A 16,546-nucleotide genomic window follows, 5' to 3' on the forward strand; every position below is an offset into this window, starting at 1 on the left:
CCTCCTGCGATGTCACGGACACCGCGACGCTACCAGGCCGACAGCGCCGCGCCGCACTCGGTTTCGGCTAACCCAGTTCCTTGCGGAGCGTGTCGGCGATGACGGTGAGGGCGTGGTCTTCGGTCATGCGCCAGTGGGTTGCGGCCACCGCATGATTGTCGACGGTGCCGGTCACCGCCTCGGACCAGGACGACGCACCGGTGGTTCCGGTCGGATCACTGTGGGCCGCGGTGAAATAGGTGATGGTGCCGTCGAAACGGCGGGGGTGGTAGGCGGCGTCGAGGGCGACCGAGGTGGTCGCCGCGTCGACGATCCGGTCGATGCGGGACGGGTCGACCGCGGCTTGTGGTGCGGAGCGCTCGAACAGCGTCCGGGCGAGCTGGTGGATGTCGACAGGGTCGGCGAGGTCCACCTGCTCGGTGCCGGCGAATCCGCCGAGCAGGTCGGCGGCGGTCACCGTCGTCGCGACAGCCGTCGAAGCCGACGACAGGGTGCTGTCCAGCATGGCCAGCACCGCCACCTGCTCGCCGTCCTCCTGGAGTTGCACCGCCATGGCGTGCGCGATGACACCGCCCAGGGACCAGCCGAGCAGATGGTACGGACCTTCGGCCTGCACCGCGCGAATCTCCTTGAGGTAGCGCAGCGCCCATTCCTCGATCGAATCCGGCAGCGGCTCGCTCGAACTCAGCGCCGGTGACTGGAGGCCGTACAGCGGGCGGTCGAGGTGGGCTGCGAGGCCGCTGAAGGACCAGGCGATACCGCTGATGGGGTGGACGCAGAACAGCGGTTCGCCGGTGCCTTCGGTGCGCAAAGGCAGCAGGACGTCGAAAGCGGCGTCGATGCCGGCGCTGTCGGTGCCCTCGGCGCGCAGTGCCGCGACGATGCCCGCCGGGGTGGGGGTGGTGAAGATCCAGGTGACGGGGACGGTGGCGGCTGTCGCGGCACCCAGCTGGGTCGACAGGCGGGTGGCGCTGAGTGAGGTGCCGCCGAGTTCGAAGAAGTGGTCGTCCATGCCGACGCGGTCCAGGCGCAGGATGTCGGCGAAGATTGCGGCGACGGTGTGTTCGATGGCCGTGTCCGGGGCCCGATAGGCGCGGGTGGCGAGTGCGGGCGCGGGCAGCGCGGCGCGGTCGAGTTTGCCGGTGTGGGACAGGGGGACTTCGTCGAGCACCGTGATCGTGGCCGGAATCATGTGGGTGGGCAGTGCCTGGGCCGCCCATCGCGCGACACTGTCCACGTCGGCCTCGTGGCCGTGCGAGGCCACCACGTAGGACACCAGAACTGTTTCCCCGGCCTGGTTCTCACGACCGACGGTGACGGCGAAGCCGACGTCGGGATGGGAAGCCAGCACCGCATCGATCTCTTGGAGTTCGATGCGGAAGCCGCGGATCTTGAGCTGGAAGTCGGTGCGGCCGCGGTATTCGAGTTCGCCGTCGGCGCGCCAGGCGGCCAGGTCGCCGGTGCGGTACAGGCGGGTGCCCGCGTGGAACGGGTTGGCGACGAAGCGTTCGGCGGTGAGGTCGGGACGGCCCAGGTAGCCGGTGGCCAGCTGAGTACCCGCGAGGTACAGCTCGCCCGGGACACCGACGGGGACCGGGCGTAGCCGTGCGTCCAGGACGTAGACCTGGCTGTTCCAGACCGGTGTGCCGATCGCCACGGTGGTCGTGTCGGCGGCGCTCACCCGGTGGCAGGTGATCGAGACCGCGGCCTCGGTCGGGCCGTAGACGTTGTACAAGGCGGTGTTCGGCGCCGCGGTGGCGAATCGGCGGGTCAGTGCGACCGGCAGAGTCTCACCGATGGCCAGGACGCGGCGCAGCGAGGAGGGGAGTTGCTCGGTGACCAAGGTGTCGAGCATCGACGGCACGACGTGCAGAGTTGTCACTTCTTCGCGGCGTATCAGGTCGGCGAGGTAGGCCGGATCCCGGTGGCCGTCGGGCGCGGCGAGGACCAGTCGACCACCGCAGATCGCCGCGGACCAGAACTCCCAGACCGACAGGTCGAAGGTGGCCGCGGTCTTGAGGAGCACGCTGTCCTGTGCGGTGAGACCGAATTCAGCTGTCTTCCAGCGCAACTGGTTGACGATCGCGGCGTGCGAGACGGCGACACCCTTCGGGCGGCCCGTCGATCCCGACGTGAAGATCACGTAGGCGGTGTTCGCGGGCCGCAAGGGCGCGCGGCGATCACGGTCGGTGATCGGGGCGGGGCTGTGTGCGGCGAGGTCCACCTGCTCGACACATCGAACACGGGTTGTCGCGAGGTCCTCGGCCGCGTCGAGCCAGGTGTCGGCGTTGGTGAGGACGAGCAGCGGGGCGGCCGTGTCCAGGATGTAGCCGGTGCGCGATCGAGGGTGGTCGGGGTCGACCGGCACGTACGCCCCGCCCGCGGTGCTGACCGCGTACATCGCCACGACCAGGTCGATCGATCGCCGCATCGCCAGTGCCACCCGGGTTTCCGGGCCGACGCCCGCGGCGATGAGATAGCGGGCCAGGCGGTTGACCCGGTCGTCGAGATCGGCGTAGGTCAGCCGGGTGTCGTCGGTGACGAGGGCGAGGGCGTCCGGGGCGCGCGAGACGGTCGCGTCGAACATCGAGGCGAGGGTCGCGGCCGGATCTGCTTGTCGCGCTGTGTGATTCCAGGTGTCGAGGATCCGGACTCGTTCGTCGGGGGCGAGCAGGTCGATGGTGTGCAGCGGTGCGCCGGGGTCGGTGACCACCGCGGTGATCAGGCGGGTGAGCCGGGCCAGGAAACCTGCGACCGTGGCCGCGTCGAACAGGTCGGCGGCGTAGGTGCAGTAGCCGGTGATGCCCGCCGGAGAACCCTCGGCGGTGTAGCGGTCGGCCACGATCAGGTGCAGGTCGAACTGGGACAGCTCCCGATCGAGCTCTACCGACGACACACTCGTGCCGGGCAGGTCCATGCGCACCTCGGCCAGGTTCTGGAACGACAAACCGACCTGGAACAGGGGGTGGCGGGCGGTGGAGCGGGCCGGGTTGAGGACTTCCACCAGCCGTTCGAACGGGATGTCGGCGTGGGCGAAGGCAGCCAGGTCGGTGTCGCGCTGGCGGGTGAGCTGTTCGGCGAAGCTCGCACCCGCGTCGACGCGGGTGCGGAAGACCAGGGTGTTGACGAACATCCCGATCAGGTCGTCGAGGGCGGCGTCGCCGCGGCCGGCGACCGGTGTGCCGATGGCGATGTCGGTGGTGCCCGACAGCTCGGCGAGTACCACCGCGAAGGCGGTGTGCACGGCCATGAACAGGGTCGCGCCGTGGGTCCGTGACAGTTCGGCGAGGGCGGCGTGGGTGGCGGTGTCGACGGTGAACGGAACCCGGCCGCCCGCGTAGGACTGGATCGCCGGTCGTGGCCGGTCGCGGGGTAGTTCGAGTTGGTCGGGCAGCTCGGCCAGAGCTTGGCGCCAGTAGGCGAGCTGGGTGGCCGACACCGAGGTGGGATCGGTTTCGTCGCCGAGCAGGGTCTGCTGCCAGATCGCGTAGTCGGCGTACTGCACGGGCAGCGGTGCCCAGGTGGGGCTCTGTCCTTGCGCGCGTGTGGTGTAGGCGATGACGAGGTCGCGGGTGAGGGGTCCGCCGGAGTAGCCGTCACCGGCGATGTGGTGCACGGACATGGCCAGGACGTGGTCGTCCGGGCCGAGTTCGAACAGGGTGGCACGCAAGGGCACTTCTCGGGTGACATCGAAAACGGTCGACACCAGTGCTGTCACTGCGGGCGTCAGGCTTTCGTCGACGTCCGGGGCGATCGTGGTGACGTGCAGGCGCGGTACATCCGGGTGGTCCGGAGGCAGAACGATCTGGGCCGGTACCTGGTCGACAGTCGGGTAGATCGTGCGCAGGATCTCGTGGCGTGCGACGAGATCGGTGAAGGCCTGCCGCAGCGCGGTGGTGTCGAGTTCGCCGGTCAGGCGGAGCACGACCGGGATGTTGTAGGCGGCGGTTCCGGTATCGAAGCGGTTGAGGAACCACATGCGCTGCTGGGCGGGCGAGAGGGGGAGGTGATCAGGTCGTGGGCGCGCCCGCAGGGCGGGTCGACGGGCCGCGCGGGCCAATCCGGCGATCTCGTGCGCGCATTCGGCGACGGTGGGTGCGGCGAACAGCACGCGCACCGGCACCCGGATGTCGAGTGCGGCACCGATCCGAGCGGTCAGGCGGGTGGCGAGCAGCGAGTTACCGCCCAGATCGAAGAAGCTGTCGTCGGCGCCGACGCGTTCGGCACCGAGCACCTCGGCGAACGCCTCGGCGACGGTACGTTCCAGCCCGGCCGCGGGCGCACGGTAGGTGCGCGTCACGAACTCCGGTGCGGGCAGCGCAGTCCGGTCGATCTTTCCGGCGGCCGAGAGCGGGATACGGTCCAGGACGACGACGGCGGCCGGGACCATGTGCGCGGGCAGCATCGACGCGGACCACCGTGTGATGGCGCCGGGGTCGATCTCGCGGCCTGTCACATACGAGACCAGCACGGTGTCCCCGGCGGGGTTCTGCGTGCCGAGCGTGAGAGCGAAACTCACCTGCGGGTGCCGCAGCAGGACGGCGTCGATCTCACCGGGCTCGATCCGGAAGCCGCGGATCTTGATCTGGAAGTCGGTGCGGCCCAGGTATTCCAGCTCGTAGGTGTCGCCGTGCACCCAGCGGACGAGGTCGCCGGTGCGATACATGCGTGCGCCGGGTCCGGCCCAGGGGCAGGCGACGAAACGATCCGCGGTGGCGGCGGGGCGGCCACGGTACCCGCGTGCGAGTGCGGGACCCGCGAGATAGAGCTCACCGGTGGCGCCCACCGGCACCGGGTGCAGACGGGCGTCGAGGACCACGGCCCGCATGCCCGGCACGGGGCGACCGATCGTGACGCGGTCCCCGGCACGCAGCACCGAGTAGGTCGCGCCGATGGTTGCCTCGGTGGGACCGTAGCCGTTGAGGAAGCTGCGGCCCGGTTGCCACGTGGCCAGCAGTTCGGGGGCGGTGGCTTCGCCGCCGGCGGACACGCACCGCAGGTCGGGCAGGGTGGTCGGGTTCAGGGTGCTCAGCAGGGCGGGGGTGATGATCGTGTGCGTCACCTGTTCGGTGCGCAGCAGGTCGTCGAGGTCGGTGCCGCCCAGGGTGTCGGGCGGGGCGATGACCAGGGTGGCGCCGTGGTGGAAGGCGGTGGCGAGTTCCTCGATCGACTGGTCGAAGCTGGGTGAGCAGACGTGCAGCATGCGGTGGTCGTGGCGCAGGCGCATCAGGGCCGCTGAGTGGGTGACGAGGGCGCCGAGTCCCGCATGGGTGACCGAGACGCCCTTGGGTGTGCCGGTGGAGCCGGAGGTGTAGATCACGTAGGCGATGTTGTCGCGGCGCAAGGGTGCTCGGCGGTCGCGGTCGCGTACCGGGGTCGACGAGCGGGCGGCGGTGCGGGCCCGGGCGGCCGGTTCGTCCAGCGCCAGCCAGCGCAGCGATCCGGGCAGGTTGTTCGCCCTCGCGGCGACGGTGAGGCCGATGGTCGCGCCGGAGTCGGCGAGCATGTGACGGACACGGTCTTCGGGGTAGTTCGGGTCGACGGGAAGGCACACGCCACCCGCTTTGGCGATGGCCCAGAACGCGAGGATCGACTCGTAGGAGCGCGGGATCGCCGAGGCGACGACTGTTTCCGGGCCGATTCCCTCGTCGATGAGGACTCGGGCCAAGCGTGAGGAATCGGCGTCGAGGGTGCCGTAGGTGTAAGTATTCGCGGTGTCGCGCACGGCGATTCGATGCTGGCCGTAGCCGGTGCCGCGCACCAGCAGCTCGGGCAGGGTGGGGGTGGCCGACGGAGTCGGGCCGTCGCCGAGATGAGTCAAGAAGGTGTACTCGGCGTGATCGGACAGCGGTAGGTCACCGGCCGGGATCCGTGGGTCGGCGGCGATCGCGGTGAGCAGCCGGGCCAGGCGCCGCACGAACGTGTCCGCTTCGTGGTCATCGAAAACGGTTCGGGCGAAAGACATCTCGATCGCCGCGCCCGACGTCGTCTCGAGCACCGTCACGAGGAGTTCGCCGGCTGTCACGGCGTCGTCCCCGGGCCGGGTGTGCCGCGCATCCGAACCGGCTGCGGTCGTCGCCGCGGCGGGCACGGGCAACGGGTCGTGCGATGAGCCGGTGGACCGTACTTCCAGCGACACCTGTCCCAGCGCGCGGGGCTCGACGCCGAGCAGCTCGGCGAAGTCCGCGAGCGGGATTCCCGCATGAGCCAGCGCCAGCGTCTCGGCCTCGTGTGCGCGCGTGAGCAGATCGAGGAAGGGTGCCGCGAGATCGATGGCGATGCGCAGCAACAGATCAGGAGTGCGGGTTCGGATCACGATGTCGTCGGATGCCGTGAGTCGCGCGAGGAGTACAGCCAAGGCGGTGCCGACCAGCGATTGCCTGCTCACGTTCGCGGTGCCGGCGAGTTCATGGAGGGCTCGGTGCACCGTCGTCGGGACGGTCGACCTGGCACAACCGTGCTCGGCGCCGAGGCGACTGTCGCCGTGCTCACGCTGCGCGCGCGAGAGGTCGGAAGGTGCGCCGCCGGCGACCACGTGGTCGGTGGGCAGGACCAGGCGAGCCGGCAGGTCGGCCAACGTCTGGCGCCAGTAGCGGGATCGGGTGATCGGGTCGGCGGGGTCGGTGGTGAGCTGGTGGGCGAGTTCGACGACAGGCGTGGTCGGGGCGGCGACGAGGTTGTCGATCGCCGTGCGGAGACGGTCGGTGAGCGCGCGGGCCGCGAGATCGGAGACGAGGTCGCGGCGGTACTTGATCTGCACCTGGGTGCGGGCACCGAGGAAGACCAGGACCGTGATCGGGTAGTGGGTGTGGTCGGCGCCGTGCAGGTCGTCGATGCTCAGTTCGTCGAGCGCGCCGCCTGCCTGTTGGAGACCTTCGACGTCGACGGGGTAGGACTCGAAAGCGAGCATGGTGTCGAAGAGTTCGCCCGGTCCCGCGACGCGCTGGATCGCGCCGAGGCCGAGGTGGTGGTGATCGAGCAGGGAGGCCTGCTCGGCTTGGACGGCGCGGATCAGGTCACCGACGGTGGCGGTGGGGTCGATGCGCACCCGCACCGGGACCGCGTCGACGAACAGTCCGATCATGTCGCCGACGCCGTCCAGCTGGGGCGGGCGCCCGGACACGGTCGCACCGAACACGACATCCTCGCGTGCGGTGCTCGCGGCGACGACCAGGCCCCAGGCTGTTTGGAACACGGTGTTCGCGGTGACCTCGGCGGCCGCGGCGACGGCGGTCAGCGCGGACGTCCGCGCGGCGTCGAGTTCGAACTCGCACAGGCCGTAGCCGTGGCCGGTCGCCGGCGGCCAGGTGAGCTCGGGGGCGATCATCGTCGCCGACACCCCGTCGAGGACCTCCGACCACGCGCGCTCCGCGGCGGTGCGGTCCTGGCGGGTGAGCCAGGCGAGGTAGTCGCGGTAGGGGCGCACCGGCGGCAGCGGGGTCGCGTCGCCGTGGGTGGCGTAGAGGACGAGCAGTTCCTTCATCAGCAGCGGCATGGACCAGCCGTCGAGGAGGATGTGATGGCCGGTCAGGACGAGATGGCTGCGCCCGGAACCGATGGTGTACACCGTGAATCGCAGCAGCGGCGCGATCGTGGGGTCGAAACCTGCCTGTTGATCGGCGGCGAGCAGAGCGGGCAGCTCGGTGTCGGTGGCTTCGACGATCCGCAACGGTGCCTCGACGGCGTCGGCGACGAGCTGAACGGGGGTGCCGTCGGGGGTGGTGACGAAGGCCGAGCGCAGGTTGGCGTGCCGGTTCAGCACCGTCGCGGCCGCGTGGCGAAGCCGGTCGATGTCGAGCTCGCCGGTCAATTCGGCCATGAGCTGGATGACGTAGGCGTGGACCGACTCGTCGAGCATCTCGCCCAGCGCGAGCAACGAGTGCTGCAACGGCGACAGCGGCAGCACATCCGACAGACCCGGGTGGGTCGTGCGCCAGGTGTCGAGGTCGTTTTGCGAAACCTGTACCAGGGCAACATCGGAGGGGGTCAGCCCGCCCGCGGACGGGTGGAGGGTGTGGTCGGCGAGCGCGGTGAGCCAGCTCGTCCAGTCGTCGGCCAGCTCCTGGACCTCGGACTCGGACAGGATGCCGGTGGCGTAGCGGAAGTCCGCCCGCAGTCGCGGCCCGGTGTCGGTGGTGACGGCGATCGCGTTGATGTCGAGAACGGTGTGCGCGGGCAGGGTGGGGTCGTAGTCGACGGCGATGTCACCGAGGTCGGCGGTGGGCAGCCACGCGGTGTCGTCGGTGGTCCGGGCCGCGGTGCTCGCGCGACCCAGGTAGTTGAAGCCGATCTGGCCGATGGTGCCGGACAACCGGTTTCGGGTGTGCGGGTTCCGGCGCAGTACACCGAAGCCGATACCGTTGTCCGGCACGGCCAGCAGCTGTTCTTTGACGGTGCGCATCGTCGCGGCGAGGGCTTCGTCGTCGAAGACCGTCGGTGTGATCGCGGACAGGTCCAGGGCTACGGGGTAGACGGTGGTGAACCAGCCGACGGTGCGGGTCAGATCCGCGCCGGGGACGGCGTCCTCCTGGCGGCCGTGGCCTTCGAGTCGCAGTCGCAGAGTGGGAGCGTCGACACCGCGCCGGGCACGCCAGACCCGCACGGCCAAGGCCAAGGCTGCGAGCAGCGGGTGATCGGCGCCTGCCCGGTATTGCGAGGGCAGCGTCGTGAGCAGGGGTTCGGTGATCTCGGCGGGGATCTGCACGGTGATCGACCGCATCGTCGCCTCGGTATCGAGGCTGCTGTCGACCGCGCGGGCGCCGAGCAGCGGGTCAGGGGTGGACAGGACCTGTTGCCAGTGGTCGAGTTCGGCGGTGCGCTCGGCGGTGGCGAGGCCGTGCGCCCATCGGCGGAACGACGTACCGACCGGCGGCAGGGCGATCTGCTGTCCTGCTGCGTACTGGGCCCAGGCCACGACCAGGTCGGGGAGCAGGATCCGCCAGGAGACACCGTCGATGACGTAGTGGTGGGCGGCGACCGCGAGGACATCGCGAGCGCCGTGCCTGCGGATCCAGGTGAAGGCGATCATGCGGGCGGTGGCGGGATCCAGCGCCGAGAGCGCCGAATCCATGGCGGCCGTGCCGATTCGGGTCAGCTCATCCGGTGTGAGCGCCGAGAACGCGTCGATCTCGGTGATCAGAGAGTCCGCGTCGACACGATGGGGTGGCAGGACTTCGAACTGCCAGTCGTCGCTGTCGCGTCGCAGGCGCGAGCGCAGCATGTCGTGGTGGCGCAGGACCGCGGCGATGATGGCGACCAGAGCTGGGCGGTCGATGTTCTCGGGGAGTGCCAGGACCATGGTCTGGGCGAAACGGTCGCTGGAACCGGTGGTCAGGAACTCGGCAAGGACCGGCGTCAACGCGATATCGCCGATGCCCCCACCGGGCAGTTCCGCCAGCACGGGCGACTGTGGGCTGTCGAGCGCGGCGATGTCGGACAGCTTTGCCACGGTGCGGTGTTCGAACACGTCACGGGTGGTGAAGACGATGCCCGCGGCGCGGGCCAGCGACACCAGCTGGATCGACAGGATGCTGTCGCCACCGAGCGCGAAGAACGAATCGTGCACGCCGACGCGCGGTATGCCGAGGACGCGGGCGAACAGCTCGGCCAGCAGGGTTTGACTCGCACCGATGGGTGCCGCGGTGGGCGCGGTGGCGACGACCGGTTCGGGTAGGGCGTTGCGGTCGAGTTTGCCGTTGGAGGTCAGGGGCAGCGCGTCGAGCACCACGATCGCCGACGGTACCGCGTGCGCGGCCAGGCGGTCGGTGGCGTACGCGGTGAGGACGAGGGGGTCGGCGCAACGATCCGGTGCCGCGAGCACATAGGACACCAGCGTGGTCGATCCGGCGGGGCTCCGACGTCCGATGGTCACCGCGAATTCGACATCGGGGTGGCTGACGAGCACAGCATCGATCTCGCCCGGTTCGATCCGGAAACCGCGCACCTTCACCTGGGTGTCGGCACGGCCGAGGTAGTCGATCTCGCCGGTGTCGCGCAGCCGCACCAGATCGCCGGTGCGGTACATGCGGGTGCCGGGCGCACCCCACGGGTCGGGGACGAATCGGGCCGAGGTCGTCGTCGGCTGATTGCGGTAGCCGCGCGCCAACGCGCGCCCGCTCAGATAGAGCTCGCCGGTGACACCCGGCGGGACCGGGTTCAGGCGGGCGTCCAGGATCATCGCGTGTGTGCCGCGCACGGGGGCGCCGATCGAGATCGGGTGTCCGGCAGTGAGTTCGGCGTAGGACGAGATGATCGTGGTCTCGGTGGGGCCGTAACCGTTGAGGTAGCGGCGGCCGGGCTGCCATTTCGCGAGCAGTTCCGGGGTGGTCACGTCGCCGCCGACGGACAACGATTCCAGTGCGTGCAGACCGGCCGGGTCGAGGGTGCCCAGGACGGCGGGGGTGATGATGGCGTGGGTGACGGACTCGGCGGCCAGCAGATCCGCGAGTTCGATCCCACCCGCGATGTCGGACCCGACGACGACCAGCGTCGCACCGGTGGTGAAGGCGCACAGCCATTCGAGCACGGAGGGGTCGAACCAGGGGGCGCAGATGTGCAGGAAGCGGTGCTCGGATTCGAGGCGGTAGCGGCGGACCGCTTCCTCGACCAGCGGTGCCAGACCGGCGTGGGTCACGGTGACGCCCTTGGGCAGACCGGTGGAGCCGGAGGTGTAGATGAGGTAGGCCGGGTGGTCGACGCGCAGGGGTGAGCGGCGGTCGGCGTCGGTGATCGGTGTCGTCGGGTGGGTAGCGGTGACTCGGTCGAGGTCGTCGAGGGTGAGCCAGGTCAGGTCGTCGGGCAGGTCGCCGAGGTGCGCGGCGGCGGTGATGCCGAGTATCGCGCCCGAGTCGGTGACCAGGTGCTGGAGGCGACGTGTGGGATTGCGCGGGTCCATCGGCACATACACCCCACCCGCCGCGGCGATGGCGAGCGCGGCCGCGACCATGTCGTAGGACCGGGGAAGGGCAACGGCGACAGCGACTTCGGGGCCGACGCCCTGGGCGATCAGTTCGCGGGCCCAGCGGGTGGTCCGCTCGGTCAGTTCGCCGTAGGTGATCGAACGGCCCTCGTGCCGGACGGCGATCCTGTCGAGGCCCAGCGCGTTGCCGCGTGCGATCAGGTCGGGGAACAGGGCGGAACCGGTGTCGGTGTTGCGCGCTGTGAGGGCCGATTCTTCCGCGGCATCGAGGACAGTGAGATCACCGACAGCGGTATCCGGGCGCTCGATCGCGTCCGCCAGCAGGCGAATCAGGCGCTGCGCGAACACGTCGACCGTTGCCCGGTCGAACAGCGCACTCGCGTAAACGAATTCGGCGGTGATGGGACCGGACGGGCGGTCGCTGGCGGCGACACCTGGTCGGTGGTCATCCGCGGCGCCTGATCGTCGATGGTCGTCGGAGCTCGGGGCGCGCAGCGACAGCACGAGGTCGCGCTCCACGGCAGCCACAGTCGGGCATTCGTCCGACATCACAGTGACCCGCACCAGTGGCCCGGCCGCGTCGCGGACGGTCTGGAGATTACTGTGCGACAACCCATTTCGCCTGAATGCTCGCCGGGCGACCGTGGTCGCCTCAGCCAGCAGCTCGTCGACACAGGTCGCGCCGCACACCGGCAGTCGCAACACCAGGCGGGCATCCGGAGACTGCGGGCACGGGGTGTCGATCGCGATGTCTTCGGTGTTGGCCAACCGGGCCAGCAGCACCGCAAAGGCCGTGTGCACGAGGCTGAAGACCGTCGTGTCGCGGGCAGCGGCGAAGTCCCGCATGCGGTGATGGAGTTCGGCGGGAATCTCGAAGCCGATGCGGGCATCGGCCCGCACGGGCCCCGTGGGGCGGGCGCGATCTGTCGGGAGGTCCAGTTCGGCAGGCAGGTCCGCGAGGACGCGATGCCAGTAGCCAGCCTCCGCGATCGGATCGTTGTGCTGGTCGAGGGTGTCCAGGAGCTGTGCGGCGGTCTGATCGGGTGTGTGGAGGAAGGCGTCGAGGGTGGCGCGGAGGCGGTGCGCGAGAGCTTGTGCGATGCCGGTGTCGATCAGGTCCAGGCGGTACTGGAGGCCGACGCGAATCCCCTCGCCCACCTCGACGCCCACGGCCACCGGGTAGTGCGTGGCGTTGGCGGCTCGAATATCGACGACCTCGAGGCCGTCGATGGAGCCGTGCGCGCGTCGCATTCCCTCGGTGTCGACGGGGTAGGACTCGTAGGCCATGAGCGTGTCGAACAGCTCGCCCGTGCCCGCGGCCCGCTGGATCTCGGCGAGACCGAGGTGATGGCCGTCCAACACCGCGATCTGCTCGGACTGTAGCTGCGACAACATGTTCCGCAACGGCTCGGACTCGGCGAAACGGACGCGAACGGGGATGGTGTTGGCGAAGAGTCCGACCATGGTGTCGACGCCGTCCAACTGTGGCGGGCGACCCGAGACCACCGCACCGAACACCACGTCGTCGCGGCCGAACGCACCGGCCAGCACCACACCCCATGCCGCCTGGAACAGGGTGTTGACCGTGACGTCGTTGGCCGCGGCGCAGGCCGCCAAGTCCCCGGCCTCCGCCGGTGACAGCTCGACGGTGCACATCCCGTGGCCCTCGCACGGCTCGGTCGGCGGCGCGACCACGGTGGTCAGCAGGGTCGGGGTGTGCCCGGTCAACGCCTCGCGCCAGCCGCGCAACGCGGCGGAACGGTCTCGGCCCGCGAGCCAGGCGAGGTAGTCACGGTAGGGGCGTACCCGCGGCAGCACCGCCGGGGCGCCGTCGGTGGCGTAGCAGAGCAGTAGTTCCTGCATCAGCAACGGCATCGACCAGCCGTCGACGAGGAGGTGGTGCGCGGTCAACACCAGATGCATGCCGTGGGTGCGGCGGTACAGCGTGAAGCGCAGCAGCGGCGCAGTGGAGAGTTCGAAACCGATCCGCGCCTCGGCGGCCAGGAACTCGTCGGCATCGTCGAGTTCGGTGTCGATGATCTGCCACGGCACCGCAACACCCTCGGCCACGAAACCGACCGGCGTGCCCGCCGCCGACGATCCGAAGGCCGTGCGCAGGATCGCGTGGCGGTCGAGGACGGTTCGGGCGGCTCGGCGCAGGCGGTCGGTGTCGACCTCGCCGGTCAGCTCGACCGCGAGCTGGACCAGATACGGGTCGGCCGGCGACACCTGGGCGAGGAAGAACAGACCGAGCTGCAGCGGCGCCAAGGGCAGCACATCGGTCAGGTGCGGGCGTTCGCGATGCCAGGTGTCGAGTTCTGCCTGGGTGACCTGGACCAGCGGCACGTCGGCGGGCGAGAGTCCACCGGCTGCCGGATCGCGCAGGTGTTCGGCGAGGATCGTCAGGGCCGCGGTCCAGCAGTCGGCCAGTTCGCGCACCGACGCCTCGTCGATGATGCCGGAGGCGTAGGAGAACGACGCGCGCAAAGTCAGGCCGGCGTCGGTACCGGTGGCCAGGGCGTTGATGTCGATGACGGCGGCAGCGGGCAGATCGGGGTCTTGTTCGGCGACGGGCTCGCCCCACCCGGCGGTGGGTAGCCAGCTGTGGTCGGTATCGCCGAGGTCGCCCGCGGTGATCCGGCCCAGATAGTTGAAGCCGACCTGGCCGAGGGGGCCGTCGAGCCGCGATGCCGATTCCGGGTCCAGATGGCGGAGCATGCCGAAACCGATGCCCTTGTGCGGCACGGCGCGCAGCTGTTCCTTGATGGCCTTGACGACGGCGGCCGTGGCGTCGCCACCGTGCCACGCGGCGTCGCCCTCGACCTCGCTCAGGTCGAGGGCGATCGGATACATGCTGGTGAACCAGCCGACCGTGCGGGTCAGATCGGCGCCGTCGACCGCGGACTGTTCGCGGCCGTGGCCTTCCAGGCGGACGCGGGTCGTGGGGGCGTCGACACCGCGCCGGGCTCGCCACGTGCGCACAGCCATGGCCAGGGCGGCGAGCAAGCCGTCCTCGGCGCCCGCGCGGTACCGGGTGGGCAGGTCGGTCAGGATCGCCTGGGTGATGTCGGCGCGAACTTCGACGTTGATGGTTCGCACCGTCGACGCGGTATCGCGGGAGTCGAGCGGGCGATCGCCGAGCAGCGGGTCGGGTACCGACAGGGTCCGGCGCCAGTGGTCGAGTTCCTCGCGCCTGCTCGGCGCCGCCTCGGTCAGGCCGTGCGCCCAGCGACGAAACGACGTGCCGACCGGGGGCAGGACGACACGTCGGCCGACCTGGGCCCCCGCGGCGACCAGGTCCGACAACAGGATTCGCCACGACACTCCGTCGATCGCCGCGTGGTTGGCGGCGACAATTAAACCGTCGGGGCCGTCCGGACGAGCGAGCCACGCGAAGCCGATCATCCGGTACGTCTGCGGGTCCAGCGCCGCGAGCACGGAATCCATCGCGGTGTCGGCGATCTCACCGAGCGCGTCGGTGCCCGCCGGGACATCGACGCGCTGGAGCAGGTCGCCCACGTCCACCGCGCCCGGCGGCAGAGTGTGCAGCTCCCACTGCCCGTCGACCTGTCGCAGACCGGCCCGCAGCATGTCGTGGTGGTCGATCACCGCGGTGAGAGTGTCCACCAGGGCATTTCGGTCGATACCGGCAGGCAGGGCCAACACCATCTGCTGGGTGAACCGGCCGAACACCCGCCCACCGGCCAGCGACGCGGCCAGCACCGGCGTCAACGGCATCATGCCCACACCGCCGCCGGGTAGTTCGGTCAACGTGGGCGCGGACTCGGTACCCACCACCGCCACCCGCGCCAGCCCGGCGACGGTGCGGTGTTCGAACACGGCCTGCGGGGTGAACGTGATGCCGGCATTGCGCGCGCGCGACACGAGCTGGATGGACAGAATGCTGTCACCACCGGCGGCGAAGAACGAATCCTCGGCACCGATCTGCTCCAGACCCAGGATCTGGGTGAACAGTTCGGCGATGGCGGTCTCGACCGGGCCCTCGGGCGCACGCGAACCCACAGCCCCGAAAACCGGTGCGGGCAGGGCGTTGCGGTCGAGTTTGCCGTTGGGGGTCAACGGGATCTCGTCGAGGGTCATCAGGACGGTCGGCACCATATGGGCGGGCAGGGAGGTGCCCACGAAGCGCGCTACCGCGTCGGCGTCGATCGACTTGCCTTGCTGGGCAAGCACATACGACACCAGCACGGTCGCCCCCGAGTCGGCTTTCGTGCCGAGAGTGACCGCGTACTCGATGTCGGGGTGGGCGGTGAGCGCGGCGTCGATCTCGCCGAGTTCGACGCGGAAGCCGCGGATCTTGACCTGGAAATCGGAGCGGCCGAGGTATTCGATGTCACCGTCGGCGGTGCGCCGGACCAGGTCGCCGGTCCGATACATGCGGGAATCGGTGAAAGGTGAGGCGACGAATCGTTCAGCGGTGAGCGCGGGCCTGCCCCGATAACTCTGGGCCAGCGCGGGCCCGAACAGATACAGCTCACCCGCCACGCCCGCGGGAACCGGGCGCAGGCGCGAATCCAGCACTGTCGCACCGACTCCGGCGAACGCCGTGCCGATCGTGATGGGCTGTCCGGGCCGTAGCGCGGTGGTGCCGGTGGCGAGGATGGTGGCCTCGGTCGGGCCGTAGCCGTTGAAGAAGGCACGCCCGTCGGCCCAGCGCTCGACCAGGGTCGGGCCGAAAGCGTCGCCCGCTACGACGACGACACGCAGGGCGTCCAGGTCGCGGGGGTCGACAGATTCCAACGCCGCCGGGGTGATCAGCAGGTGGGTCACGCGTTCGCGGCGCAGCAGCTCGGCGAGTTCGGGGCCGCCGAAGACCGTCGACGGTGAGACCACCAGCGTGGCACCGGAGTTGAATGCCACCAGCAGCTCGAGTACCGAGACGTCGAAGTTCGGCGAACACACGTGCAGCACGCGGTCGCCTTCGTCGACCGAATAGCGTTCCCGGGCGGCCGCGACCAAGGCACCGAGACCGGTATGGGTGACGACCACGCCTTTGGGACGCCCGGTCGAACCGGAGGTATAGATGACATAGGCCGGGTGCTGATCGGTCAGCGGACGAACTCGGTCGAGGTAGGAGATCGGGTGGGCGGGGTAGGTGGCGATGCGGTCGCGCTGGGCCGGGGCGTCGATGTCGAGCCAGTCGACCGAATCGCCCAGCATCTCCCGATGTGGCGTGCCGGTGAGACCGAGGACGGCGCCGGAGTCTTCGAGAAGATAGGCGATCCGCTCGGCGGGCAGCGCCGGATCGACAGGGACGTAGGCAGCGCCGGTCTTGGCCACCGCCCACACCGCCGCCACCGACTCGATCGACCGGGTGAATCCCAGCGCGACGACATCGCCGGGACCGATGCCGCGCGCGATCAGGTCTCTGGCCAGTTGGGACGAGTACTCGTCGAGTTGGGTGTAGGTGAGTTCGCGGCGTGCACCGTCGACCGGGGTACAGGACACAGCGACGGCATCACCGGCGGTGTCGACCGCCGCGGTCAGCAGCTGAGGGAAGAGGGGAGCACTCGACTTTCGGTTGCCTCGACCGCGCGGCGCACGACGAACTTCACGTGGAGAGGTGCGCGCTTCACGCATTCGAGTACAACATCCTTCAGCTAACCG

At 69.9% G+C, this 16,546-nt stretch carries 1 protein-coding gene; it reads right to left on the reverse strand.

Going from position 1 to position 16,546, the window contains the following annotated elements:
* Window positions 1-67: 67 nt before the first annotated feature.
* Window positions 68-16,519, reverse strand: a complete 16,452-nt coding sequence (locus tag ACWGCN_RS04990; protein ID WP_452457484.1) for an amino acid adenylation domain-containing protein — start codon at window positions 16,517-16,519, stop codon at window positions 68-70.
* Window positions 16,520-16,546: the final 27 nt, after the last annotated feature.

The organism is Nocardia sp. NPDC055050 (assembly GCF_053608345.1).